Source organism: Lysinibacillus contaminans, assembly GCF_001278945.1.
Classification (GTDB): Bacteria; Bacillota; Bacilli; order Bacillales_A; family Planococcaceae; genus Lysinibacillus; species Lysinibacillus contaminans.
Genome location: NZ_LGRV01000003.1, coordinates 1,641,462 through 1,665,610 on the forward strand (window position 1 = coordinate 1,641,462; position 24,149 = coordinate 1,665,610).

A 24,149-nucleotide genomic window follows, 5' to 3' on the forward strand; every position below is an offset into this window, starting at 1 on the left:
ATCACTACTATAACTTCTTCTACCTGGATGATTTGATGCCATTACAGCAGAAATGACAAATGCGTTATTGTTCCCTATTTATTATGTACCTCATCTCGTAGGTACTCTTGAGGTTACGCCCATTGTCGGCCCTCATACTTCAGCAAAGACCTCTTCACATAGGATGTATTCCCAGTTTATGTTGCGCTTAAGGAGTTAAAATATATAAAAATTTATGAACTGCCACCTCAATGGCAGCATGTTAACAATACATAATATCTAGAAATATAATCTAATCACATAGTGGACATCTCCCCTACCAGTGTAGTATCATAAAACCATCAAAACTAAAAAGGTATCTATAGTTTTTTGGGGGTTATGGATTGAAGACACGAATCATACATGCGTTCATTGAAGAAACTCGAAATAATGGCATTAAGTTCACAATGGATGACTTAGCAAGACGGCTTGGAATAAGCAAGCGTACATTATACGAAAATTTCTCATCGAAGGTAGAGATACTTGATTCCATTATCGATTTGACGCTTACTGAGTTCGATGAACAGACTCGATTAATCATTGATAATCCTGAATTGACACTACCTGAAAAGATTAAAAAAGCGATTGTTGTCTTACCGAAATATAATGAGTTTTACGATTTGCGAATTTTGGAGCAACTGAAACGGTCTTATCCCGCACAGTGGGAGCGGCTGAATCGTGAAATGCATCAGTGGGATGATCTTAAAGGACTTCTTGAAGAAGGGATCCGAACGGGTATCATTAAGGATATGAACATCGATTTATTGATGAAACTGATTATAGAAGCTTCTAATATAACCTTGGATAGACAATTCTTTTTAGGGCATAGTATCTCTATAACGGAATCGTTTGAAATGATTGTGGATGTATTATTGAATGGATTTATGACAGAAAAAAATGATGAATGTACTGGCACGTAAAATGCCAGTTTCTTTTCGACCTCAAAAAAACTATAAAAACCCAAATAGTTTTTCTGTTCTACAAAACAACAAATAGATAAGGATTTGAAATAGCAATGCCAAAAGAACAAATAGTAAACCGTTTAGATACAGAATCTGTCGGAAGATCTTTCTTGAGATATTTAATTCCCTCGATCGTTGGAATGTTATTGATGGCTGTCAATATCGTGGTTGATGGAATTATGGTCGGTAACAAATTAGGTCCGGTTGCTCTAGCCGGTGTGGGTATCGCTGGCCCAGTCTATACAATTTTTGTCGCCATGTCGTTATGGATTGGGATCGGTGCTGCGACTCGTTATTCAGCTATGATGGGGGCAAAACGACCCGATCAAGCACGCATCATCTTTTCACATGCGATTTCTTCTATCTTTATTTTGACGATGATTATCGGGCTTACTGCCTTTTACTTTAGGACGGAACTTGCGTATTTACTTGGCGCGAATGCCGATACGTTTGAATATACATCAGGTTATCTGAACGTCATGTTATTGTTTGGATTCGTCTTCACTGTAGAAAATGCTTTTAGTATTTTAGTGAGAAATGATGGCGGTCCAAATACAGCAATGATTGCGCTTATTGCCACGTCAGTAGTCAATATCATTTTGAACTATGTGTTTTTATTCGTGCTTGATTTTGGCGTAGAGGGTGCTGCTACTGCAACAGTAATCGGGGCATTCGTTGGACTAGTTATTCTAAGTACGCATTTTTTCAGAAAAAAGAGCAATTTGCGTTTTGTACGCTTCAAGTTCGACAAAAAGCTTGCCCTTCTTATATTAATCATTGGTTTCCCGAGCTTTCTTGCTGAAGTCGGCATTTCGGTTTTCACGATTTCACATAACATCGCATTTAAAGAGCTCGCTGGAACTGTCGGCGTATCAGCATTTACGATTTTGAATTATGTTCATAGTGTGATGTTGTTATTATTTTTAGGACTGGGGGCCGCAATCCAACCATTGATTAGTTATTATCGCGGTGCAAAAGATGAAAAGAAAATGAAACAAACAGTACGACTTGCAATTGGGACATCTTTCGCCGCCGGTATCTTCTTTGTGTTAATCGGTCAATTTGCTGCCACACAGATTGTTAGCTTGTTCGGTGACTTCCCTGAAGAAGTGATGACGCTGGCAGTTTCGGGCATTAAACTATTCTTTATCGCGTATCTCTTTATGGGAACGAACTTTGTCATGATGACGTATTATCAATCCATCGGACACATCCGAATGGCCACATGGATTACTGCTGCAAGGGAAATAGTCGTTTTACTCATCTTGCTAATGATCTTGCCTCGATTATTTGGATTAACAGGCATCTGGCTCGCAATCCCCACATCAGAATTAATCGTACTTCTGACAATTTATTATTATCATAGAAAATGGTATAGCAAAGATTCCTCATTACATGTTTAGACACCTCCCGTCACTTATCAAAGTGGCGGGATTTCTACTTTAATTTGGACATTGAATACGATTTTTCTTCGTAGATCTGCCACTAAACATAAATAGTATTCACACATCACTAAGTCCAATATTTGTAAATGTGTTACTCTATAGAAAAGAAAAAATTTGATATTAGTGAAGTAAAGAGCAGGTAAGAAACGAAAAGAGGGTTACGTATGTTAAAGAAAAACATTAAATTTATATTGGCTTTTTTTATTCTTTCGATTGGATGGCAATTCTTTTTTCAAGATGGCATTAGATGGGGAGAAACGGTAGCAGTCTCGATTTTAATGTTCCTTTTCTCAATGTTTTATGATTGGGCAAATATCCCCTATAAATGGAAGGGAAAACAGTAGCGTTGTCCCTAACATAATTCTTACATAGTATTCCTCATCAATTCCATTAGTTCATTTAATTTAAGCCACACTTTCACAACCCATACGTTCCACTATAATAAACAACTGATTATTCATTTTATGCTACACAGTGAAAGGAATGAAATAGTACCATGTGCCATTTTAAAAAGATACTTCCCCTTGTATTAGTACTTTTCATAGCTACCGGTTGTGCAGGGATGGAAAGACAAAAAATTGAAGTAGGTAAACGGAGTGATATGGGTATCTTTGAGGATTTTAAAGAAATTACCAAATTGAAAAAGGTTTCGGCAGTAAAAGACATACTCCATAACGCAGAGTGGGAGAAAATTAAAGTAGATATGGCAAGAGAGGCTGATTACCAGTTTATATTTCAATTTGTAAATCCGGATACCCAAGCAAAAGCAATTCCGTATTCCGTTTGGATAGGTCCTGACAAAGATACTATTGAAATAATAGAAGGTGGCTATCAATATGTTCATTTAAACAAAGAGGATTCGAGTATGCTATTTGAAGCTATCACCGAAACTAAACTAGTTAATAGAGAAATATAATTGATAGTCCATTTTTTAAATATTTGTAAAATAATCTATAATGAAAGAACAAGCAAGTTTCCTTCGTTAAGAAAAGTACAGTAAAAAGGTATTGAGGAGTGCTGGGATGAGAAAGTCGCTTGCTTTATTGTTGCTCATTTTACTAATTGTGCCATTTGCCTATGTGGAACAGAAAAAAAGGATATACGAAAACCGAACCCAACAGTATTTGACGAAAGAAATGGAATATGCTGAAGCGGATATTAAGTCACTTGAATGTAAATGGCATTTTTTCGGACTTCCGAATTACTGGGTGAGTGTAATCTTTACAGATGAAGAAAATATTGAGTATGTGTATTTCGTACATGATAGAGAGCAACCGTTACAGTTTGAATATTATTCGCTAGACGGCAGTACACCCACATCAGATGAGTTAAAGCACTACGAGCCCCATGATTAAATCAAGTTAAACTAAAGGGCGATCAAGTTAAAAAGAGCCTTAAAGGACCACCTGCTAAAACAGGAGGTCCTTTAAGAGCCTAGTACATGCCAAGTTGTATCCATTCCTTTTCGTTAATACTTAAATGAATTAAGCTCTACTCTAAAAAATGCCACAAATTGCATGAAACATTCATTCATGCGATTTGTGGCTTTCCATTTTTATTTACTTTTTTGTGGAAATCTCTGTTTTTCTAGTCGGTTAATTTGTACAATTATGCCGTCTTGAATCGTAATATGCACTTCTCCAAACTGTAAATCTTGAATTGCTTTAGCAATTGCTTCTAACTTCTCATCATCTGCTTTCAGCTGTTGAGACATGCGAAACACCCCTTCATCATTTTTTCATGTACGATTGTGTACAAATAGAGGTCAAAGCATCATTTCGATTCGATGAGCCCCTTATCTCTCAGATCCCTCTGCTGGATTTGGCACCGAAATGTTCAGTTGCCGAGGCTTCCTTAGGCCAGGTCCCTCCACCTCTCTTGATAAGGGAATTTAGCATCTTGGAAATATTCTACAATTCCAAAAACTTAAAGTCAACATAAATATTACAAAACCTAGTCGAATACTACGTAATTAATATTAATTGTTTCATATTGTCATTATTATATGCTGTAAAAAAACAAAAAACTGCGCAGCATACATTGCTCTCTGCACAGTTTTTTTAGCTTTAAATTTGTTGTAAACACTCTATTAGTGCTTTTGCTGTTTCTTCCTTGCCACTTACCTTAATGGGCTCCCCTGTCGCTGGTACAATCCAATGTGGCTCTTGTTCACCGTATAAAGACTGCGAACTGTTCGCTACCATAAACTGTGCATCCGAGGATTCCATACGCAGACGTGCACGCGAAAGCAAAAAATCTGCATCATCTGTTGCTTCTAGTTTAAAACCGACTAATGTTACATTTGGTTGCCAACCTTTAATATTCCCTAACACTTTTGGTGCTTTTTTAAAGTGAATAATCGGTGGCTCGTCCGAAGGCATTTTACCCGCTTCCTCCATTAAGTTTCCTGATTGGTCATACACCTTGTCAATCACCCAATCAGAACCAGCTGCAGCCATTATCACAATATCGATGTTTTCTTCTTGCACCGCAGTGCGAATTTTATCTCCTAGATCTTCAATACCTTCAAAGCCTACTAAGCGCATTTTATCTTTATTTGCCGGTAACTTTGCAAAATAGCCGTGCATATATAGTACGTTTGCTCCGGCGGCAATTGCTGCCTCAGCCAAATAGCAGCCCATATTCCCCTTCGATAAATTCGTATGTCCGCGCACACGATCCCATTTTTCAAGCGTTCCCCCACTTGTAATGAGCACAGTTTTTCCTTTTAATGTCCCCACAAACTCACCTTTTTCTTCATAAATATACAAGCTCTATTTTAGCGTAAAATAGCATAATTACCTATTTCTAATTTTGCTCTTCCACCCAAGTTTTTAATATTTCTGCGAATTTTTTCGTGACTGGTGAGGCTTGGTGTTTCAAGGCCAATCCAATTGTACGGTATCCTCCTTGTTTTAAGGGTATCGTTCTCAGTGAAGCTGGAAATCGGTCAATTACTAATTTCGGTAAAATACTCATGCCTAAATTATGTGTAATCATCGAAATTATGCCCACTTCTTCTGATAACTCAAAGCGAATGTTTGGCTTTACATGGTACTGTTCGAGAAGAAGCTTCACATCATTTTTACCCCTATAAGACGTCATAATAAACGGCATATTCTCTAACTCGACGATATCAATCTCTTCTTTATCATATAAAGGACTCTTGTCGGATACGATGCAGAGAAGTGGATCATGGCGTAGCTCGATAAATTGAAATTGATCGGACTTTTCACCATTTAAAAATCCAGCATCGACTTCGCCACTCTGTAGCCATTGCTCAATTTCAAAATAGTCCCCTTCACGCAGTTCAACTTGAATTCCAGGATAGTTATTATCCATAATTTGAATAATTTCCGGCATCCAGTTTGACGAAATACTAGAAATCACACCTATCCTCACTTTTCCCCGTGTCAGCCCAAGGATCTGGGCCGCTTCTTGTTGTAATAATTCATCTGCATCCAATACATGTCGCATGTGCACAAGCATTGTTTGCCCCTCACTAGTTAACGTCATACCAGTCCGACTGCGGTGGATTAGGGCAAAGCCTAGTTCTTTTTCTAAGCTCGAAATCGCATGACTGACAGCCGATTGTGTTAACCCGAGTGTTTCCGCAGCCTTCGTGAAACTCATTTGTTCTGCTACTTTACTCAGTATTTCATATTTTACTAAACTCACCGTATTGTACCATCCATTAATTATTTTAATACTACTCATTATAAACATTCGTTTTACTAATCTCAATGTAAGATATATAGTAAATTTTATCAATTAACTGTTTTAGTACAGAGACTATAGGTGAGCATAATGAGTATTCAAGGAAAAGCAAATATATTGATGATAATCGTGACAATGTTTTGGGGTATGTCCTATACATTTATGGTGATGGGGCTTGAAACATTGGCCGCTTATAACGTGGTCGCATTACGCTGTTTAATCGCTTTTTTTGCAGCAGGTCTAATTTTTTATAAACGCATGATCAAAGTCAATTTCAAAACATTAAAATATGCAGCAATTCAAGGCTTCTTCTTGCTCCTTTTGTTTGCACTTAGCTTATTTGGATTAGAAACTACTTCGGCTTCAAACGCAGGCTTTATTTTAAGCTTAACTGTCGTGTTAGTACCTATTATGAGTAGCTTTATCGAAAAAAAATTACCGTCAAAAGCCGTTAGTTTTGCGATTGTTTCAACTATGATTGGTATTGTTATTTTAACAGCACAGGGCTCTTTCACATTTCATAAAGGTGATATTTTAATGGCCCTTGCAGCGCTTTGCTATGCCATCTATTTACTGTTAAATAGCTCTTTCACACGTAAGGTTGAATCGATTTCCTACGGCATTTACCAACTAGGTTTTGCAGGGATATACGCGCTCGTTTTAACATTTCTATTTGAGACGCCAACACTACCGAATACGACCATTTCTTGGATTGCCATTTTAGGTTTAGGGATTGTCTGTGGTGCCTTTTGTTTCGTTGGACAAACTGTTGCACAACAGTTTACAACACCTACCCATACTGGCTTGATTTTCTCATTAGAACCAATCTTCGCAGCCATGTTTGCGGTCATGTTTTTAGGCGAAGGAATCACAACGAAACTACTAATCGGCGGTGGCTTTATTTTATTTGGTAACTTAATCGCACAGTTCGAACAGTTACATATCATGCGATTTTTCAAAAAAAATGCACACGAAAAAGCTATTTAAGTGAATATAAAACAGCACGCTTCATTCGAATGAGGCGTGCTGTTTTGCTGTTTGGGCAATCCACTACCCTTACTTTTAAACTGTTACTTTATAATACAGTTCTAACTCATCTCCAGGTAATCCTCTGATCCCCCAGTTATGTTTTGGCGTTTCAAAAATGGTGATTTCAATATCTTCTGGAGTGATGTGCAATTTACTGCCTATGCGTTCGAAAAGTAGATTGATTAATTTCTTTTTTGCTTCAATCGTTCGACCTTCAAACATACTAATCTCTATAATCGTGTAAGCATCTGTTCTTCCATTTGCAAAATAAAAATCTTCTTTGTCCATCGGAAAAAAACGATGAAATTTCTTATCCGTGGGATATTTCAGTGCTTCCACCATACATGCATGAATCACATTCGATAAGGTCTCTTTCATTGGATTTAAATTTTCTTTCAACCCATAAACTTTAATTTGCCCCATTCCATCACACCTCTCTCATCTTAACTTACCATTATCCCAATTCTTGCGTGGTTAGTTCGGCCTTTTCCCCATCCTACAAATAAACAATGCAATCTTTTTGCTCCAATTCACCTAACCATTTTGGTATGTTTAATTGGTGATTCCATCTAAGATCCAGACGTTCTAACCCCTCAATTTTCAGTAATGATTTTGGTAATTCAGTTAGAAGATTACTTCTTAGATCAATTTCTAATAAATTCTTCAATTGTCCAATCTCTTCAGGCAATGTGGTCAATTGATTATGTCTCAAATTTAATCGTCTCAACCTTAAACATTTATGTAACGATTGAGGTATCTCTTTTAATTGATTATCTTCCATATCTAAAACACGTAATAATGACAAGTCCCCTAAATTTTCCGGAAGAGTCGTGATTTGATTATTTTTTAAATGTAATTCCTTCAAGTTTCTTATTCTACTAATACTGTCCGGTAATTCTTTTAATAGATTATTCATTACACGTAGTTCTATAAGATTGGTCAAATCTCCAATTTCAGCCGGTAATTTCATTAATTTATTGTCACTGAGGTTTAAGTATTTCACTTTGACCAACTTAGAGATTTCAGGTGGAATAGATTGTATTTTATTATTATGAAAATACAAATAATCCTCCATATTATGAAGGGAGCCAATTTCAGGAGGAATAACGTCAATTTCATTATGCCCTGCATCCAGCATTCTAAGTTCTGTTAGATTCTCAATCTCAACAGGTATTTTACTGATCTTATTCGCTGATATATTCAAAATTTTCAATCTGTTCATTTTAAAGATTTCTGAAGGGATCGTTGTAAACTCATTATCAAAAAGATTTAATTTTGTTATTTCATTTATTGGTGCATCTAAATTAGGTAAAGCTTTTAATTTCAGATGAGGAAAGTTTAGTTCCATTTGTCTGCCTCCTTTTTTGAAAATACAATCTTAGCATAATTCAATACTCTCTATGAAATCAATATGTTGAAACCTATTATTCTCTTGTGGATATGGCTTCAATTGGCTAACTTCTCCGTCAAACAGTTTAGAAAACAGGATACAAAAAAAGCAGAGCGCATGACTATGCTTACTCTGCTTTATCGATCAATTATTTTAGCCGTTATTATGGCTGATGCTTCGGTTTCACATAACAAACAATTCAAAATCTTTGGCATCCACCAAATACTTTGTCCTACCGAATATTGGTTACTCAGGCGTTGCCGCAGGACGGCGCGACCTTAGCCTGAGTTCCACTATTCGGTGGACATTTGGATACATCTGAATTGGTTGCTAAAATTGCATTCTTTCCGATACTTATAGAAGTTGGGCTTCTACTGTATCCTGTTAAATAGATCTTCTTTTTATATTGTCCTCGTCAAGTCGTCGCGCTCGAGTATTTGAGCGAGTGTCGGGTTGAAGTGTAGTAGCAGCAGTATTATCAATAGTATCGACGAATGAATCGGTTGTAGTTAAGTCTGGATCAACTGAAATATCTTCATGTTCTGCATATAAAATGATAGCCCCTTGCTCAAGTAACTGCCCATAATACGCTAATTGTCCATCTGTTAACTCAAAACGCTTTAACCCTTCTGTTTCCGCTGTATCACCAGTAAACCATGATTTAAATTGGTCTACCCAGTTACCTGCTTCATGTGTTTTTACATCAGCGTCCCCTTTTACAGCTTCAAGTTGTGATGAATCCTTCGTAATAATATTAATATCCTGGTAATTAAAACCATCCAAACGCATACCCTCTAAAATACGAAGCATTTCCTGTTTTGTATGAGCCACTTCAATTCGTTGATTTTGTTCATTGTTTTCATATACTACCATGTCCAATTCCTCCTAATTTGTTTGGCTTACTATGTTTTTCCCCCAATCACTTGAGATGAAACGCATAGTAAGCTCAATTAATATTTCTGTAATATTTGTCATGAATTATGAATGCGATTCAATTATTTATTGCCTAGGAATGCTTTTAGCATCCATGCATGCTTTTCAATGGATTGGTACATCGCATTGAGTAAATCCTCTGTACGATCATCGCCTACTTCAGCAGCTAGTTCCATTGTAGAATTTAAAGCCTTCATAATCTTTTCAAAATCTGAAATCGTTGTTTCGACCATTTCCACAGTCGTTTCTTTCCCTGTTGCTTCTTCTATATAGGAAAGCTCTAGATGCTCTTTTAACGTCGCAACCGGCTTACCACCTTTTGATAAAATTCGCTCTGCAACCTCATCTAAATTCAACGTCGCTTCGTTATATAATTCCTCATACTTTGCATGGAGCGTAAAGAACGCACTACCTGTCACATACCAATGGTAGTTGTGTAGTTTCGTGTAAAGCACTGACCATGTAGATACCAAATTGTTTAATTCCTTGTTCAGTTCTTGTGCCATTATTAATCTCCTCCAAAATATTAGTTATTTTGCATCTTTCTTCACTAGAATGATGCTACACTAACATTTATTCCCCACTAGCATAATTTGAAACATCGAACATCAAATTCCCACTATTAATCACACACTTCTAAACAATTATTTAACATGTCGGAATATTTTAGCTATAATGAAGTAACTTACAAAAAAGGGGTGGACTTTCATGGAAGCATTGCCATTACGAAAAGATGTTCCTGTAGAACAAACATGGAATTTAGGCGGTTTATTAGAGCAAGACAAAGATTTCGATCCTGCATTAGCACAAGTTGTGGAGGATGCAGTAAACTTCGAACGTACGTACAAAGACTCTATTACCGATGCACAAAAAGTCATCGATGTGTTAATTGCCTATGAAGCACTACAGGAAAGCATTGTACCAGTGGGTGCTTATGCTAGCTTGAATTTAGAGGTGGACCGTACAGATGATTCTGCGCAAATGCGTGCAGCAAAATTTGGCTCAGCCATTGCAAAAATTAGCAGCTCTTTATCCTTTGTTCGCAGTGAACTTCTTAATTTACCAACAACTGTGCTTGAAGAAGCGGCTACTTTAAGCCCACTTTATAAGCACTTTTTAGATGAGCTATTAAAACAAAAACCACATCAACTTCATCCTGAAGTGGAAAAAGCATTAGCTTCTCTTAGCGCCACTTTTGATGCTCCTTATGAAACGTATAACACAACAAAACTTGTGGATATGCACTTTGGTGAATTTGAAGTGAACGGCACTAGCCATCCTCTCAGCTACGTATTATTTGAAAATGACTGGGAACAAGAAGCAGACACTGATGTTCGTCGCGCTGCCTTTGAAGCATTTTCTTCAAAATTACGTGACTATCAGCACACAACTGCAAAAGTGTATAACACACATGTGCAACAAGAAAAAACAATGGCAAATCTACGGGGCTTTGACTCTGTGATTGATTATTTATTATTTGACCAAGACGTAGATCGTGAGCTTTACAATCGTCAAATTGATTTGATTACGAAAGAACTCGCACCGCATATGCGTCGATATGCAAAGCTCATCCAAAAGGCACATGGCTTAGAAAAGATGACGTTTGCAGATTTAAAAATTGCATTAGATCCAAGCTATGATCCGAAAGTGACAATGGATGAAGCGAAGGATTATGTTGAAAAATCCCTAGCTATCATGGGTGATGACTACAATCAAATGATTGAACAAGCCTTTAATGAACGCTGGATTGACTATGCTCCCAACAAAGGTAAATCAACAGGCGCATTTTGTTCAAGCCCATATGGTAGTCATCCATACATCTTAATATCGTGGAATAAGCGTATGAGCGAAGTATTTACGCTAACGCATGAGCTTGGACATGCAGGCCATTTTGCCAATGCACATGCACATCAATCGTATTTCAATAGTCGCCCTTCTCTATACTTTATCGAAGCACCATCTACGATGAACGAAATGCTCCTAGCAAACTATTTATTAACGCATAATGAAGACGTGCGCTTTAAACGTTGGGTAATTTCAAATATTGTATCGAAAACGTATTATCATAACTTCGTCACACATTTACTAGAAGCTGCATATCAGCGTAAAGTGTATGAGCTTATTGATAACGGCGAATCAGTAAACGCAACTGTCTTAAATCAATTAAAACGTGCTGTGCTTGAAGACTTCTGGGGTGATGCTGTCGAAATCACAGAGGGTGCCGAACTTACATGGATGCGTCAGCCTCACTACTATATGGGCTTATATCCATACACATATAGCGCAGGTCTTACAATTTCAACTCAAGTATCACAACGTATTTTAAAAGAAGGCAATACGGCTGTAGATGAATGGTTAACTGTCCTACAAGCTGGCGGCACGAAATCACCAGTAGAACTAGCGAAAATGGCAGGTGTCGATGTGACAACAGACCAGCCGCTTCGTAACACGATTGCTTATATTGGCGATTTAATCAACCAACTTGAACAACTAACTTCAAAAATAGAAGCATAAGAAAAAAGCCGTCCGTGCACATTTTTTGCGCATGGATGGCTTTATTATTTTTTTTGTTCTAAACTAGTAAAGTTGTACATAAAATAGAATCAGGGCGTCCCTCCATTATTTCTGATATTTCAAAATAGATAATCATTTTTCTTCATACGAAAGTACCGTTATTATTATAAGAGCGCAATATAAATAGCAAATATCTAATAAGAATTTTCAAAGGAAGTGTATTAATTATGGTAAAACGTAATGATCCATGCCCATGTGGTAGTGGCAAAAAATATAAAAAATGTTGTGAAGGTAAACAACAAGTAACCGTTGAGACTGTGGCAATTGAAGAACTAGAACGCGTACTACAAACATTTTATTTAGAATATCCAGAACGCAAAGATGTTCGTGCATATATTGACCATGTCGGTGTTTGGCAGCCAAAATTAGAAAGCGTACTTCAGCGTGAGCTTATTGAAGCAATCGCATTGGATGATTTCTTCTTTCATCAAGAACCAAAAATTTGGACAGGCTATCTAAAGAAGACAATGAAAAAAATTGTACGCCCTTCTACTCTAAAAGTTTTAGAAGGCTGGTCACGACCTACTTTATTCATTGGAACTGTAAATGCCGTGGAAGAAGACTACTTCCAAGCAACACATGATCTTTCGAATGAGGTTATTAACATCCGTCGTGAAAACGACAAGCCGATTCCTGAAGGTATGCATGTATTTGCCTTTATCCTACCAGATGGTACAGCGAACGAATCAAATTACTTAGCAGTATCAACGCTTATTTTCTTCCCGCTAGACCACGTAAAGGTATTCGATCAATTGAAGAAAAACTTTGAAGTATCAAAGAAATCAGTTGAGGCATTTTTACAAGAAGATCATTTATCATTCTGGGAACTACTTGTGTCAAACGGCTATAAAGGTGAAGAATTCTCTAGCTTTGAAAGTGGTGTGTTAACGCAAGTAAAAGATTTCCTTGAGGAAAATGAACGTGAAACAACACCTATGCTAGAGCTATTAGAAGATTATTTAATTGAAGGTCAACCTACAGCTCGTAAAGAAGCTGCGATCGCAGCTGGAGCGATTCGTTATGGGCAAGAAAACGGCCTATTTGAATCATTATCGATGAATGTGAAAGAAATCGCTGCAACCTTCGATATCTCTGCTTCATCTTTAACAAAATACTATCAAGATTTATGTAGCTATAAAGCTGAAAAAGAATAGATAATGTAACTAACGCCCTTTGCCGATGGAATTTATATACTCCTCGATAAAGGGTGTTTTTAATCTATTATACCTCTGTGTACTTGTACCTGTCGCTAACGCTTCCGGTACAAGAAACGTCTGTTGCTGACACACTGCTTTTACATAGAGTTCAAAATCTGTAACATTCATTGAATGAAGATAAACATAAAAAGGCTGATAAGTTGTCTATGGAGACGACTTATCAGCCTTTTTATAAATTTAACTATGGTAACCAACCATGTATTATTATCGCCCAAGATGCTTTAATTCATACATATTGTAGTTGTTTATGAACTAGAGGAGAATAATAATACTACGTTAGTATAATATATAATTAATAAAAAGTATACAACATTTATTAAAAATTACCCTTATTTTATCAGATTTTTAATACCAATACGACTAAAATATACCAACAATATTTTACCACCTATTATCTAGTGTGATATAATAACTATAAGTAACATTGATGTATTCGATTCAGTTATAAATAAGAAAAGCGAGATACTCGACTTTTGTTTTGTCGAATACCTCGCTTATAATTTCTATATTTCCTCTGCTTTATATACTTTCATTAGTTCTTCACCTAAAAATTGCAACTGCTCGCCTACTGTACAAGATGTGATACAAAAGCGATGAGCCCTTGTTTTTCCACGATCTTTACGCAACTGTTTGATCACTAAGCAATCACCACAATACGTATCGTGTAGCTCGTCAATATCCTTCATGACTGTCACTTTATCCAATTGAAAACTCTCGCTCCTTTCACGCTCATTTTCACTTCTTCCTATTATGCAGGGAAGATTTTTTCTAGACAACTATTTTGTTCAATATGATTCAGTTTTTGTTCCTCCAATTTCATAAGTCGATGAATACAGATTTAGTATTCCATGGAATAGGTGTCTATATGCCTGCTGAATTGTGGAATTCATGCGCAATTGATGATTGTGAAAATCTTTTCTTATTGTACAATATGAACATACATTATTTTTTTGTAAAGTAGGGATCCTATGTTAGAAGTATATATAGATGCAGCAAGTGCTGGTAATCCTGGCCCAAGTGGTATTGGCATCTTCATCAAGGGTGAAGGCCATCACAAGCAAATTAGTGAATATATCGGTATATCCAATAATCATATTGCCGAATTCACCGCGTTAGTACGTGGTTTAGAAGAAGCGAAAAAACTTGGCACATCGCTTGTTTCCGTTCGTTCTGATTCAAAAATCGTTGTAGCCTCTATTGAAAAAGAATATGTAAAAAACGAAGAATTTAAACCTCTTCTTGAGCAGGCCTTACAACTTGCAGCAAGCTTCGATTTATTTTTCATAAAATGGGTGCCAGATGAACAAAACAAAGCCGCAGATGCATTAGCACGTGCGGCCATTCAAAAAGGGAAAAATTAAAGCAGTTTCGATTGTCGACAAACAAAGAGCTGTCTAAAGTAAGAATCGACCCTCTGATTGAGCGACATTGCGCCGGGGTTGAGCGACTTTGAACCCAGGATGAGCGACTTGGCGCCGAGGTTGAGCGACTTTAAACCAAGGTTGAGCGACTTTGCGCCGAGGTTGAGCGACTTTAAACCAAGGTTGAGCGACTTTGAACCAGAGTTGAGCGACTTGGCGCCCAGCTTGAGCGACTCGACATCCATTTTGATTTGATGGTTATTAATTTTTATTGATGCCCTTCTTTATCTAGAAGGAATCTAGTACGGTCCTGTTTTCATTTTTCTTCTAACGACACTGGAGAGAAAACATACTGTCCTCTTTCTATAGGAGAAGAAATGGTGATAGGAACACGCTCGGAGAAAATTGGGCCATCCACTACAATTGTATGAAACTCACCGTTCTCGCCACACGCATCGATGCCTGCTGCTTCTAATTCCTCCACTATTTCTTTTGTTAATCTTTTACCAACATAGGAAGCAGGCATCATCGTTGTATTCACTACAATAATCCATGACTCGAAACCAGCCTCTAACAGTTCCTCTACCACTGACAGGCGGGACATATTCCATAACGGATGAACGGCTATAATATCCGATTTCGCACATGTTTTTTGGACCCATTCCAAATGATCTTGCAAATCAATATCACCGAACACGCCGTGCGTAATGCCTTCAGCTCGACATGCATCCATCGCATCGATAAATTGCCCCTCATATGAGCCCCAACTTGCAGATTTAGTTAAAAGCGGGACGCCCAATCGATCCACTTGTGCTTTTACAACGTCTAAAGGAATTGCATGAGACTTAGAAATCTCATCATCCTCCTCAAACATCGTTACTATTTTTTTCGGAACCATCCCTAATTTTAATGCCCGATAATAGGCCAGTGCCGAATCTTTTCCACCACTCCAAGATGCAACAAAATGTACGTTTTCCATAGTAGATTCACTCCTTTTTTAAAACTTGTCATAAAACTTATAATAATATCAATAATATTGGCAAATCACCATAGCTTGGGGTTAATTTCCGTTCCAGCTGGGCGCTTTTCGGGGGGCGTCTGATGAGCCGCTTCACTCGCAAGCTCGCTCCAGGGTCTCGGACCAACAGGATGTTGGTCACGAAGGCGTTGTCACACGATGTGGCGTTTAAACCTTTGTTCCTTTAAGTATTTCCCCCAGGAAGCTTTGCTCTGTAGCGAAAGGCGAATGCCGTCAGCTACACTCGCCTAGCCTCCACTCCATTCAACAGCAATCTAAATTCAATACACACTTTATTCAAATATTATCCACGACTCTTAGTGATGAACCACAATATTCCAAATGCATTTGGTAAATAGCAAATAATAAAAGTGCCTACTATGCAATTGATCAATAGCTACGATTTAATTTTACAGAAGTTGAGTTCCTAATTATAAGGGATAAATTGTTTTATTTCATTCGATAAAATTGCCGTATCCCACGGGGACCAAAAATACGTAGTTCCGTCAAATTGCACGTTGTATTTATAAGCAACCGACTCATCTGTGAACAACACGATTTCGTAATATAAAGGATCTCCGTTGTCAGTATTCGGTTGGAATGATTCATCTTCCTTACTGTTCTTCAAAATATCAAGGAAGCGGGCTACGTCCTCAGTATTTATTATGTCAGCGATTCGATTACTTCCTTCTAATGTGTAAGCTTCATAAATTTCTACTTTCTTCACTTCGTCTACAGGTAGATCTTTAAAATGCCATGTATAGTCGGTGCTTTCGCTCTCATAATAAATTCGATAGCCATTAATAGCCTGCTCATCCTTTACGGCAATCATATCGCCCTCCCCTTCAACTGCGTAAATTTCTGTACCCTTTTCATGGAAGGCAGCATCCCCATCTTTTGTTTTGTACGATGGATTCGTGACATTGTCAGCTACTTTAAATTGGACCGTCCCGAGTTGCTTCCCTACATATTGTTCATCAGCTAACGCACCAGTATTAATAGCGATATATTCCTTACCATCCCATTTTATAAAATCAACCCAACCAATTATCGTTTGACCACCTAATATGTTTGATCGACAGCCTGCTAATAAAACAACGAGTGAACTCAGCATTATCCATTTTTTCATAGGCTTCACCTCTTTACACAAGTAGACTGGATTTCCCAAAAAAAGTTACAGAAAGCTATTCATTAAAATAATAATCTACCCTCTTATAAATATATTCAGTTCCCAACTACTTCAAATAGAGTTGTTTTTAACGCACAATTCTAAATATGCGTGACTTTCTAATTATTCAGAAAAGATATTGACAACTAAATAACGCGATGATATGCTTTGACACATTAGTAGTTTAGTAAGAGAAAGCAAAATATTATTGTTTTCTAGTAAGAGAATTATTATTTTTTTGAGGGGGAAATTTATAATGAAGCGTATTTTCACACTTCTATTCATGTTTACAGCTGTTCTATTTCTAGCAGCTTGTGGAGCATCCGAAGAAAAGTCAGGTTCCGCAGACAGTACATCTGACAAAGACAAAGTACCAACATCTGCAAAAACAGAAAAAGTCATTATCGGTATTGATGATAAGTTCGCGCCAATGGGCTTCCGAGATGAAAAAAATGAAATCGTCGGCTTTGATATTGACTATGCACGTGCTGCCGCTGAGCACATGGGCGTTGAGGCTGAATTCCAGCCAATTAACTGGAATACAAAAGAAGTTGAATTAATTAGTGGTCGTATCGACTTAATCTGGAATGGCTACACAATTACAGATGAGCGTAAAGAAAAAGTATTATTCACAAAGCCATACTTAGAAAACGCACAAGTTGTGTTAACTTTAAAAGATTCATCTATTAAAGCACTTAGTGATTTAGCAGGAGTAGAAGTTGGTCTTCAAGCGAAATCTTCTGCATTAGATGCATTAAATGCTAACCCGATTCATAAAGAAGTTAAAGCTATTACAGAATTCGCTGATAACGTTTTAGCGTTAACAGACTTAAAAACAGGTCGTGTGAAGGCTGTCGTAATCGATTTAGTTGTAGCAGAATATTACATGGCACAAGAAAAAGATACATTCAAGCTATTAGAAGAATCACTTTCGCCTGAACAATATGGTGTCGGTGTAAAACCTGGAAATGAAGCATTATTAGAAAAACTTCAAGCTGCTTTAGATCAAATGAACGAAGATGGGACTGCAGCTGAAATTTCTGAAAAATGGTTTGGTGAAAACAAGGTTTTAAAATAAGTGAATGTTATCAAAGAGGCTGTCTGAAAAGAATTTGAGACAGCCTCTTCTGTGACGAAAGCAACTCATTATTGGCACTTTACTTAGATATAAAAGGCTGTCCAATAAGTACTTTTATGCTTATTGGACAGTCCCTTTTTGGGAGGGAAAATTTTTATGGTGGACTACTGGAATACAATGATTCTGCCAATGCTTGAAGGCGCAAAAATGACGGTGCTACTGTTCATTATTGCTATTCTTATATCGATTCCACTTGGCTTCTTGCTAACTTTAGCGGCGAAAAGCCGCGTTAAACCGCTATCATGGTTTGCTCATACATATATTTACGTAATGCGAGGCACGCCGTTATTACTACAGCTATTAGTAATTTGCTTTGGTTTACCAATGATGCCAGTAATCGGTGAGTATTTAGTGCTAGACCGCTTCACCGCTGCTTGCCTTGGGTTTATATTAAACTATGCAGCCTACTTTGCAGAAATTTTCCGTGGTGGCTTACTTGCTATCGATAAAGGTCAATATGAGGCAGCTCAAGTGCTCGGTTTATCAAAATGGCAAACAACAACTCGTATTATTATGCCGCAAATGTTCCGCGTGGCTCTACCTGCCCTATCGAATGAATCTGTGACACTTATTAAAGACACAGCTCTTCTTTATGCAGTAGCTGTACCAGAACTACTCCACTTCGCACAAACGGCTGTAAACCGTGATTTCACGATTGTACCGTACTTTATTGCTGCTGCTATTTATTTAGTGATGACGCTTTTATTAACGGTATTATTTAAGTGGCTTGAAAGACGTTTTAAATTTGAATAGAGGTGAATCGTATGGCACTTATGGAAGTATCGAATTTAAAAAAATCCTTCGGTGAGCTAGAAGTACTCAAACAAATCACATTTGACATTGAGAAAAATGATGTTGTTGCCGTGATCGGCCCATCTGGTTCTGGTAAAAGTACAATGCTTCGTAGTTTAATTCATTTAGAGGAAGTTAACGGTGGTAGCATTCGTGTGGACGGTGACTTTTTAGTCCAAGACAATACATATGCAAAACCACAGGACATTAAAAAAATTACAGCGAAAATGGGCATGGTGTTCCAACACTTTAACTTATTCCCCCATTTAACTGTGCTGCGAAATCTCGAAATAGCTCCAAGCTTACTGAAAACAGAGTCTCCTGATGCTATCTCACGTCGTTGTCAAGACATACTGCAAAAAGTTGGTTTGTCTGATAAAGCGAATTCCTATCCTGCCAATTTGTCTGGTGGGCAAAAACAACGTGTGGCGATTGCACGTGCACTAATGATGAATCCACAAATTTTGTTATTTGATGAACCTACCTCTGCACTCGATCCAGAGCTGACAGGTGAAGTCTTAAAAGTCATGAAGGATTTAGCCGAGGAGCACATGACGATGATTGTCGTAACGCACGAAATGGGCTTTGCACGCGAGGTAGCCAATAAAGTGGTATTTATGGATGGCGGAGAAATTATCGAAGCAAATAATCCTGAAGCATTCTTCACGAACCCGCAAAATGAACGTACAAAAGCATTTTTACAGAAAAACATAAAGTAGTGTAAAACTAAAAAAACAGAGCCATTCTATATTTGTTGTATAGAATGGCTCATTATAATTGATTAGACTTTGTTCTAAGACATCAAATTCTATTTCAATCCTACTATCGTATACTCACCTTTTTTTCGGTCAGTTCTGGAGATATTCATAGAGTACCCCCACTAATTCTTCCACTAATCGGAAATTATTACTGAATAGGTACAGTAAATGCTGGTTGCCAAATTCCTTGTTCATTTTTGATCATTCCTACTGACGATATATTATTCGATTCCGTCGGGGGGATGTTAATCACACCCCCATTTTCACTTCTCTGTTCAAATTTCCCTCTCTCAATGCCGTTAAATGTGTATGCACTTAACAGTCTTTGGATGTCTTCTGTAAAATAATAATCCTTTATTTTTCGTGTATCTTGAATATAATGCTCAATTCTCGCTCGCGCAGGACCTTCACGATTCGTAAATAACGCATAATATGTTTCGTAATCCAATTCCATTTCTGCTTGCAAAAATATTTTTGTAATCGTTAACGGTTCTACGCCTACGAGTAAGGACAAATCATAATTTTCTTTAAACTCATCATAAAGTGATTGTTCCTCGGCTGTTAAAGTAAACGTCGGCTCAAGCTTTTCAATTCCTACGACTTTTCCAATAAGCTGAGATTCTTTTATAACCCCTGCTGTATGCCCACTGTCATTCGTATAAACGGCATACTCACCCGTACTCAATGCCTCCAATTCTACATCGATATAATCCCTTTGCTTTCTATTTAAATGATACCGATACCCAAAATAATACTTAAAAATTTCCTGTTGTTCAGTATTTTCGAATTCAATTGGTGCAACCGTGCCTGGTAAAGCTAAAAAATCGCCATTTAACGTCACTTGTCTTTGCGATGTTTGAACATTATCACCCGCAACGCCGTACACATTAGCAACATTAACCCCGTCCACACCATAGTAGGCAACATAATCCCCTACTTGTATCTCTGCCTCTGGTTCAATTAGCATCGGCAGGTTCGACAGCATCCACTGCTTACCCATTAAATATGAAGTATCCGGTCGGATAACTAATTGTCCATTCGACTCGATAATTGGTAGCACAGTTTCATTTTCCTGCAGTAATGCCATAAGCTCATTCGGATCTGTTGGCAATGCCGCCACCGTTTTTGACGCCGTCGCCCCGTCCGGTGTGAATTGTAACATCACGGCAAAACCTAAAATTAAAACAAACGCCAGAGAAATTACAGACACTTTCCAATTTATTTTTTTAGAAGGAGCCTTGCCTGGTCGGCCATTCTTTAAAATGCGCTGCTTCATATCCTCAGTGAATGGCGCCTCTGTACGAAGCTCCTGTTTTAGCTGGTCTTTTAAATTATTCATGGATAAATACCTCCGATTGTGACGATAATTTGGATTTTAGTAAGTCCCTGCCTCTACGTAATCGAGTGCGTACGGTATTTTGAGAAACATCAAGTAAGTCCGCAATTTCCCAAGCCTCAAATTCCTCATAATAAAACAAAATAATGACTTCTCGGTAATGGATTGGTAGACCCATCACCTCATGCTTTAATGTTTGAAATTGTTGTTGCTTCATTACTTCCTGCTCTGCAGATTTTTCGTTTGTCCAAAACGGCGTTAAAAAATGCAATACGTTTTTCCGCTTCATTTTACGTAATTCATCATGACAGCGGTTAATTAATATTCTTGTCAAATAGGTTTTTAGTGCAGCCTCTCCCCGAAAAACGTCTACACTTGTTGCATATGTAAAAAACACGTCCTGTGTAATTTCTTCTGCCAATTGCTTGTCCTTCACATATAAATAGCTCATATGGAATAGGTATTCTCCGTATTCCTCTATTAGCAGCCTCATATTATCATCCTAACTGGTCTTTTAATTATTAGACGTAAAAGATTGCGAATATTGTTCAAAAAATAAGAAATTATATAAAAATATGGCTCTTCACCAAAATATGTGCTTATAAAAGAGTAGATATCTTTTATAGTAAAGTACATATTTTGAAAAAGAGCCATAATAATCGTACATTAATTTAATTTTTCATTTTCCTTACTTAGAACAATAATTTTGTATGACAAGTCTTCAATTGATAACTCTTCCCTTTTTTTCTCGATGATTCCCTCTACATATTCTTCAATCCGCTCTACCCTTTCTAAATTTGAGTCCCCTTTAGAATTCTTCAAATGCGTTTTGATAATAATTTGCAATGGAGCTGGAGAGAACGAATACGCAAAATCTCTATATTCCTCAAATTGTTCATCCGTTTTTATTCTTATTACATTGAAAATTGGTTGCCATTCTTCATCTAGTCGTTCAGCCACACTTTTTGTTCGCACCGTAACATCAAACAAAATATTTGTTTTTGAATATACGCTGTCTGATACAAGTTCTTGGACTGCTTGTTGCTCTATACTTGATATTTCATTTTCATCGTTTACTATTACTTCTATATATGGATTAGGTTTTCTTGAATCAACGAGCATTCTATTCGTTTGATAACCCTCCGTTTTTAAAATTTCAGATGTAGTATTAAAAACAACGCCACTTAGTTCATTTAATTTTCCGCCTTTTATTTGCAAATTCTCATCATTATTATCCGCCAATTCTATTTTACTGTTATTCCAATTGGCCAATACGAATGAAAAAAGAATTAAAATCGCGGCAAAAATCCCAACTAACATAAGTGATTTTTTGTTCATTCAGTGCCTCCAATCATTTGGGATGTTAGTACATTTTTATGATTCATTCACTTAAATAGAACGGTTATTCTCAGCAAACAAAAATCCCTTCTTACATCCTATTGCTGTAAGAAGGGATTTTTCTCATACTATTATGAACTTACCTAAACGTGTGCTACGTTTTTCGCTTTAATTTTCACTAGTCGTAATAAATAAATCACGAAAACAATTGCTAAGACACCTGCACCTGTTAAATAGACTGTAGAATAGCCTGCATTAACAGCAACCATACCTAATATGTAAGAGCCTAGCGCAATTCCAAGGTCAAACATCGTAAAGTATGTTGCCGTTGCATAGCCGCTACGAGTATGCGGTGTCGATTGTACTGCTAATGCCTGTAAACTTGTTGTCACAGCACCATAACCAAAACCAATAAAAATAGCTGAGAATAGGAATAAGGCTGGGCCTGATACAAAGGCAAGCATCACTAATCCAATCGCAAAAGAGATAATCCCAGGAATAATAACATACTGCGCCCCCTTCGTATCATAGAGCTTTCCTGTATACGGACGCGTGATTAGCATTGCTGCCGCAAACACCGCATAGAACAGACTCGCAACAGCCATTAAATCTTTTTGCTGCGCGTAAACCGATAAAAACGATAAAACACTTGCATACGAAAATGCAACTAAACTAGCAATTGCCGCAACTGGTAATGCTTTACGTTCAAACAAATCGTTAAACTTAAATGTTAATTTCCCTTGATGTGAAGGCTTTGGTAAATCGTCAGTATTAATCGTTAAAGCCAACAACCCACCAGCTAATACACAAATACTCATTACAGTAAATAACACATTAAAGGAACTATATTGAATCAATAATAAACCGATGAACGGACCAATGACTACCGCCAAGTTTGTAGACATCGTAAAATAACCAAGTCCGGCCCCTTTACGACTAACTGGTACAATGTCCGCCGCTAAAGAACCCGATGCCGTTGTAATAACACTAAAGAAAATCCCTTGTATAAAACGTAATCCTAGTAAAAGACCAAATGGATTAATAATTAAATACAACACTGTACAAATAAAATAGCCCGCTATCGAAATGACTAGAAGTTTTTTCTTCCCAAAAATATCTAGTAGTTTCCCTGAAAACGGACGTACAATAATGGCCGACACTAAGAAACTAGTTAATAATAATCCAGCTTCCTTATCTGTTAGATGAAGTTCGCCAATTGCATAAAGTGGTAATGTTGTAACTAAACCATAAAAAACAAAAAACACTGAAATATTTGTTAAAAATAAACTAATAAATCTCTTTGTCCATATCTTGGTGTTTCCTTCTTGCTGCATTTCAATCAACCTTTCATTTTTTGTAACAGATTCATAAATTGTTGTTGCTCTTCAATTGTCATAGAGCCAATCATTTCTTCCTCAAAAGCCAAAATTGTTTTTTCGATGGCTGGTAATTTTTCCTTTGCCATCGCTGATAACGTCACGATTTTTTCACGTTTATCTGGCCCGTCCACTCTTTGCACCCACCCTAACGTTTCAAGCCTTGCGACTGCTCTTGTGATGCTTGGTGCTTCGACATTTAAATATTTCCAAATTTGCGTTAATGTCATCGGTCCGTGTACATGCAAGCAAAATAAAATCGTCCACTGCGAGCTATACAGATTATGTTGTTTCAACGTTTCATTTAAACAATTCGTTATGTACCTGCTTTTTTGGAGTAATGCATGGAATAATGGATTCATGTCCCACCGCCTAATTTATTTACCTAGCTAAATAAATTATACGCCCACTTTTTTATGTTGTAAAGTAGGTTGATTTGCGTTCCGGTTGGCGTCTGTTGAAATTGCAAACGATCATCTTGTACACCGCCATACTCAGACAGTTTACTAGGACTGAGACATGAATTTATTCAAAAACTTGATGGTTTAACAAAAAGAAGAGGATGCCAGAAGTAGTTTT

Annotated in this window: 28 protein-coding genes and 1 riboswitch; of the genes, 12 read left to right on the forward strand and 16 right to left on the reverse strand. The window is 37.3% G+C overall.

The window, feature by feature from the left end; all coding sequences use genetic code 11:
• Positions 1 to 362 precede the first annotated feature (362 nt).
• From AEA09_RS10210 to AEA09_RS10230, 5 genes are all read left to right on the forward strand, one after another.
• Positions 363 to 938, forward strand: coding sequence for a TetR/AcrR family transcriptional regulator (locus tag AEA09_RS10210; RefSeq protein WP_053583734.1), 576 nt, complete (start codon positions 363 to 365; stop codon positions 936 to 938).
• Positions 939 to 1,033: 95 nt separating this feature from the next.
• Complete coding sequence (locus AEA09_RS10215; protein ID WP_053583735.1) at positions 1,034 to 2,383, forward strand: MATE family efflux transporter; 1,350 nt, start codon at positions 1,034 to 1,036, stop codon at positions 2,381 to 2,383.
• A gap of 206 nt (positions 2,384 to 2,589) precedes the next feature.
• Complete coding sequence (locus AEA09_RS10220; protein ID WP_053583736.1) at positions 2,590 to 2,769, forward strand: hypothetical protein; 180 nt, start codon at positions 2,590 to 2,592, stop codon at positions 2,767 to 2,769.
• Positions 2,770 to 2,987: 218 nt separating this feature from the next.
• Complete coding sequence (locus AEA09_RS10225) at positions 2,988 to 3,341, forward strand: YhfM domain-containing protein (RefSeq protein WP_156312132.1); 354 nt, start codon at positions 2,988 to 2,990, stop codon at positions 3,339 to 3,341.
• A 106-nt stretch (positions 3,342 to 3,447) separates the two neighbouring features.
• The gene (locus AEA09_RS10230) at positions 3,448 to 3,780 is read left to right on the forward strand and encodes a chitobiase/beta-hexosaminidase C-terminal domain-containing protein (RefSeq protein ID WP_053583738.1); all 333 of its coding nucleotides are present in this window, start codon (positions 3,448 to 3,450) and stop codon (positions 3,778 to 3,780) included.
• Positions 3,781 to 3,980: 200 nt separating this feature from the next.
• Here AEA09_RS10230 and AEA09_RS19605 read toward each other — a convergent pair whose 3' ends face one another.
• The 3 genes from AEA09_RS19605 to AEA09_RS10240 form a co-directional block, all read right to left on the reverse strand.
• Complete coding sequence (locus AEA09_RS19605; RefSeq protein WP_082332625.1) at positions 3,981 to 4,139, reverse strand: YezD family protein; 159 nt, start codon at positions 4,137 to 4,139, stop codon at positions 3,981 to 3,983.
• A 78-nt stretch (positions 4,140 to 4,217) separates the two neighbouring features.
• Positions 4,218 to 4,313, reverse strand: a riboswitch (SAM riboswitch).
• Between the two features lie 178 nt (positions 4,314 to 4,491).
• A complete protein-coding gene (locus AEA09_RS10235) occupies positions 4,492 to 5,166 on the reverse strand; it encodes a phosphopantothenoylcysteine decarboxylase domain-containing protein (protein WP_053584682.1) in 675 nt (224 codons plus the stop codon).
• A 67-nt stretch (positions 5,167 to 5,233) separates the two neighbouring features.
• Positions 5,234 to 6,103, reverse strand: coding sequence for a LysR family transcriptional regulator (locus AEA09_RS10240; RefSeq protein WP_053583739.1), 870 nt, complete (start codon positions 6,101 to 6,103; stop codon positions 5,234 to 5,236).
• Between the two features lie 129 nt (positions 6,104 to 6,232).
• Between AEA09_RS10240 and AEA09_RS10245 the strand changes: the two genes are divergently transcribed.
• A complete protein-coding gene (locus AEA09_RS10245) occupies positions 6,233 to 7,129 on the forward strand; it encodes a DMT family transporter (protein ID WP_053583740.1) in 897 nt (298 codons plus the stop codon).
• A gap of 75 nt (positions 7,130 to 7,204) precedes the next feature.
• On the opposite strand, the gene AEA09_RS10250 is transcribed toward AEA09_RS10245, so the two are convergent.
• From AEA09_RS10250 to AEA09_RS10265, 4 genes are all read right to left on the reverse strand, one after another.
• Positions 7,205 to 7,594 (reverse strand): tautomerase family protein, encoded by a 390-nt coding sequence (locus AEA09_RS10250; RefSeq protein WP_053583741.1) that lies wholly within the window; start codon positions 7,592 to 7,594, stop codon positions 7,205 to 7,207.
• Positions 7,595 to 7,667: 73 nt separating this feature from the next.
• Positions 7,668 to 8,519 carry a leucine-rich repeat domain-containing protein gene (locus AEA09_RS10255; RefSeq protein WP_053583742.1) on the reverse strand — a complete coding sequence of 284 codons (852 nt, stop codon included), beginning with the start codon at positions 8,517 to 8,519 and terminating at the stop codon, positions 7,668 to 7,670.
• 426 nt (positions 8,520 to 8,945) lie between these two features.
• The gene (locus tag AEA09_RS10260) at positions 8,946 to 9,434 is read right to left on the reverse strand and encodes a general stress protein (RefSeq protein ID WP_082332626.1); all 489 of its coding nucleotides are present in this window, start codon (positions 9,432 to 9,434) and stop codon (positions 8,946 to 8,948) included.
• A gap of 122 nt (positions 9,435 to 9,556) precedes the next feature.
• Complete coding sequence (locus AEA09_RS10265) at positions 9,557 to 10,000, reverse strand: Dps family protein (RefSeq protein ID WP_053583743.1); 444 nt, start codon at positions 9,998 to 10,000, stop codon at positions 9,557 to 9,559.
• A 202-nt stretch (positions 10,001 to 10,202) separates the two neighbouring features.
• Here AEA09_RS10265 and pepF point away from each other — a divergent pair, with 202 nt between their 5' ends.
• Positions 10,203 to 12,008 carry an oligoendopeptidase F gene (gene pepF, locus AEA09_RS10270; protein ID WP_053583744.1) on the forward strand — a complete coding sequence of 602 codons (1,806 nt, stop codon included), beginning with the start codon at positions 10,203 to 10,205 and terminating at the stop codon, positions 12,006 to 12,008.
• Positions 12,009 to 12,235: 227 nt separating this feature from the next.
• Positions 12,236 to 13,222 carry an SEC-C domain-containing protein gene (locus AEA09_RS10275; protein WP_053583745.1) on the forward strand — a complete coding sequence of 329 codons (987 nt, stop codon included), beginning with the start codon at positions 12,236 to 12,238 and terminating at the stop codon, positions 13,220 to 13,222.
• A 566-nt stretch (positions 13,223 to 13,788) separates the two neighbouring features.
• Here the strand turns inward: AEA09_RS10275 and AEA09_RS10280 are convergent.
• Complete coding sequence (locus AEA09_RS10280; protein WP_053583746.1) at positions 13,789 to 13,989, reverse strand: zinc-finger domain-containing protein; 201 nt, start codon at positions 13,987 to 13,989, stop codon at positions 13,789 to 13,791.
• Between the two features lie 264 nt (positions 13,990 to 14,253).
• Here AEA09_RS10280 and AEA09_RS10285 point away from each other — a divergent pair, with 264 nt between their 5' ends.
• Positions 14,254 to 14,646: a ribonuclease HI family protein gene (locus tag AEA09_RS10285; protein WP_053583747.1), complete on the forward strand. Its 393-nt coding sequence runs from the start codon at positions 14,254 to 14,256 to the stop codon at positions 14,644 to 14,646.
• Here AEA09_RS10285 and AEA09_RS19950 read toward each other — a convergent pair.
• From AEA09_RS19950 to AEA09_RS10295, 3 genes are all read right to left on the reverse strand, one after another.
• On the reverse strand, positions 14,643 to 14,891 hold the full coding sequence (locus tag AEA09_RS19950; protein ID WP_156312134.1) for a hypothetical protein: 249 nt from the start codon (positions 14,889 to 14,891) through the stop codon (positions 14,643 to 14,645). The two genes, AEA09_RS10285 and AEA09_RS19950, sit on opposite strands and share 4 nt — an antisense overlap.
• A 71-nt stretch (positions 14,892 to 14,962) precedes the next feature.
• Positions 14,963 to 15,625 carry a Dph6-related ATP pyrophosphatase gene (locus AEA09_RS10290; RefSeq protein WP_053583748.1) on the reverse strand — a complete coding sequence of 221 codons (663 nt, stop codon included), beginning with the start codon at positions 15,623 to 15,625 and terminating at the stop codon, positions 14,963 to 14,965.
• A gap of 466 nt (positions 15,626 to 16,091) precedes the next feature.
• On the reverse strand, positions 16,092 to 16,793 hold the full coding sequence (locus tag AEA09_RS10295; RefSeq protein WP_082332627.1) for a hypothetical protein: 702 nt from the start codon (positions 16,791 to 16,793) through the stop codon (positions 16,092 to 16,094).
• 295 nt (positions 16,794 to 17,088) lie between these two features.
• Here AEA09_RS10295 and AEA09_RS10300 point away from each other — a divergent pair, with 295 nt between their 5' ends.
• The 3 genes from AEA09_RS10300 to AEA09_RS10310 all read left to right on the forward strand — a co-directional run bounded on the left by AEA09_RS10300 (position 17,089) and on the right by AEA09_RS10310 (position 19,481).
• Positions 17,089 to 17,910 (forward strand): amino acid ABC transporter substrate-binding protein, encoded by an 822-nt coding sequence (locus AEA09_RS10300; RefSeq protein WP_053583749.1) that lies wholly within the window; start codon positions 17,089 to 17,091, stop codon positions 17,908 to 17,910.
• 156 nt (positions 17,911 to 18,066) lie between these two features.
• Positions 18,067 to 18,723 carry an amino acid ABC transporter permease gene (locus AEA09_RS10305; protein WP_053583750.1) on the forward strand — a complete coding sequence of 219 codons (657 nt, stop codon included), beginning with the start codon at positions 18,067 to 18,069 and terminating at the stop codon, positions 18,721 to 18,723.
• 11 nt (positions 18,724 to 18,734) lie between these two features.
• Positions 18,735 to 19,481 carry an amino acid ABC transporter ATP-binding protein gene (locus tag AEA09_RS10310; protein ID WP_053583751.1) on the forward strand — a complete coding sequence of 249 codons (747 nt, stop codon included), beginning with the start codon at positions 18,735 to 18,737 and terminating at the stop codon, positions 19,479 to 19,481.
• A gap of 187 nt (positions 19,482 to 19,668) precedes the next feature.
• Here AEA09_RS10310 and AEA09_RS10315 read toward each other — a convergent pair whose 3' ends face one another.
• The 5 genes from AEA09_RS10315 to AEA09_RS10335 all read right to left on the reverse strand — a co-directional run bounded on the left by AEA09_RS10315 (position 19,669) and on the right by AEA09_RS10335 (position 23,932).
• A complete protein-coding gene (locus AEA09_RS10315; protein WP_053583752.1) occupies positions 19,669 to 20,859 on the reverse strand; it encodes a hypothetical protein in 1,191 nt (396 codons plus the stop codon).
• Complete coding sequence (locus tag AEA09_RS10320) at positions 20,852 to 21,349, reverse strand: sigma-70 family RNA polymerase sigma factor (protein ID WP_053583753.1); 498 nt, start codon at positions 21,347 to 21,349, stop codon at positions 20,852 to 20,854. Before AEA09_RS10320 ends, AEA09_RS10315 begins: the two co-directional genes overlap by 8 nt.
• Before the next feature lie 173 nt (positions 21,350 to 21,522).
• Entirely contained in the window at positions 21,523 to 22,194 is a 672-nt protein-coding gene (locus tag AEA09_RS20315; RefSeq protein ID WP_245622827.1) for a hypothetical protein, read from the reverse strand.
• Between the two features lie 143 nt (positions 22,195 to 22,337).
• On the reverse strand, positions 22,338 to 23,528 hold the full coding sequence (locus tag AEA09_RS10330; RefSeq protein ID WP_053583754.1) for an MFS transporter: 1,191 nt from the start codon (positions 23,526 to 23,528) through the stop codon (positions 22,338 to 22,340).
• A gap of 5 nt (positions 23,529 to 23,533) precedes the next feature.
• Positions 23,534 to 23,932: a MarR family winged helix-turn-helix transcriptional regulator gene (locus tag AEA09_RS10335; protein WP_053583755.1), complete on the reverse strand. Its 399-nt coding sequence runs from the start codon at positions 23,930 to 23,932 to the stop codon at positions 23,534 to 23,536.
• Positions 23,933 to 24,149: the final 217 nt, after the last annotated feature.

Bases quoted from the DNA above. Each gene is read 5' to 3' on its own strand.
- AEA09_RS10215 (WP_053583735.1), top strand. From the start codon at position 1,034: ATGCCAAAAGAACAAATAGTAAACCGTTTAGATACAGAATCTGTCGGA.
- AEA09_RS10220 (WP_053583736.1), top strand. From the start codon at position 2,590: ATGTTAAAGAAAAACATTAAATTTATATTGGCTTTTTTTATTCTTTCG.
- AEA09_RS10225 (WP_156312132.1), top strand. From the start codon at position 2,988: ATGGAAAGACAAAAAATTGAAGTAGGTAAACGGAGTGATATGGGTATC.
- AEA09_RS10230 (WP_053583738.1), top strand. From the start codon at position 3,448: ATGAGAAAGTCGCTTGCTTTATTGTTGCTCATTTTACTAATTGTGCCA.
- AEA09_RS19605 (WP_082332625.1), bottom strand. From the start codon at position 4,139: ATGTCTCAACAGCTGAAAGCAGATGATGAGAAGTTAGAAGCAATTGCT.
- AEA09_RS10245 (WP_053583740.1), top strand. From the start codon at position 6,233: ATGAGTATTCAAGGAAAAGCAAATATATTGATGATAATCGTGACAATG.
- AEA09_RS10250 (WP_053583741.1), bottom strand. From the start codon at position 7,594: ATGGGGCAAATTAAAGTTTATGGGTTGAAAGAAAATTTAAATCCAATG.
- AEA09_RS10255 (WP_053583742.1), bottom strand. From the start codon at position 8,519: ATGGAACTAAACTTTCCTCATCTGAAATTAAAAGCTTTACCTAATTTA.
- AEA09_RS10260 (WP_082332626.1), bottom strand. From the start codon at position 9,434: ATGGTAGTATATGAAAACAATGAACAAAATCAACGAATTGAAGTGGCT.
- AEA09_RS10265 (WP_053583743.1), bottom strand. From the start codon at position 10,000: ATGGCACAAGAACTGAACAAGGAATTAAACAATTTGGTATCTACATGG.
- pepF (WP_053583744.1), top strand. From the start codon at position 10,203: ATGGAAGCATTGCCATTACGAAAAGATGTTCCTGTAGAACAAACATGG.
- AEA09_RS10275 (WP_053583745.1), top strand. From the start codon at position 12,236: ATGGTAAAACGTAATGATCCATGCCCATGTGGTAGTGGCAAAAAATAT.
- AEA09_RS10285 (WP_053583747.1), top strand. From the start codon at position 14,254: ATGTTAGAAGTATATATAGATGCAGCAAGTGCTGGTAATCCTGGCCCA.
- AEA09_RS19950 (WP_156312134.1), bottom strand. From the start codon at position 14,891: ATGGATGTCGAGTCGCTCAAGCTGGGCGCCAAGTCGCTCAACTCTGGT.
- AEA09_RS10290 (WP_053583748.1), bottom strand. From the start codon at position 15,625: ATGGAAAACGTACATTTTGTTGCATCTTGGAGTGGTGGAAAAGATTCG.
- AEA09_RS10295 (WP_082332627.1), bottom strand. From the start codon at position 16,793: ATGAAAAAATGGATAATGCTGAGTTCACTCGTTGTTTTATTAGCAGGC.
- AEA09_RS10300 (WP_053583749.1), top strand. From the start codon at position 17,089: ATGAAGCGTATTTTCACACTTCTATTCATGTTTACAGCTGTTCTATTT.
- AEA09_RS10305 (WP_053583750.1), top strand. From the start codon at position 18,067: ATGGTGGACTACTGGAATACAATGATTCTGCCAATGCTTGAAGGCGCA.
- AEA09_RS10310 (WP_053583751.1), top strand. From the start codon at position 18,735: ATGGCACTTATGGAAGTATCGAATTTAAAAAAATCCTTCGGTGAGCTA.
- AEA09_RS10315 (WP_053583752.1), bottom strand. From the start codon at position 20,859: ATGAATAATTTAAAAGACCAGCTAAAACAGGAGCTTCGTACAGAGGCG.
- AEA09_RS10320 (WP_053583753.1), bottom strand. From the start codon at position 21,349: ATGAGGCTGCTAATAGAGGAATACGGAGAATACCTATTCCATATGAGC.
- AEA09_RS20315 (WP_245622827.1), bottom strand. From the start codon at position 22,194: ATGAACAAAAAATCACTTATGTTAGTTGGGATTTTTGCCGCGATTTTA.
- AEA09_RS10330 (WP_053583754.1), bottom strand. From the start codon at position 23,528: ATGCAGCAAGAAGGAAACACCAAGATATGGACAAAGAGATTTATTAGT.
- AEA09_RS10335 (WP_053583755.1), bottom strand. From the start codon at position 23,932: ATGAATCCATTATTCCATGCATTACTCCAAAAAAGCAGGTACATAACG.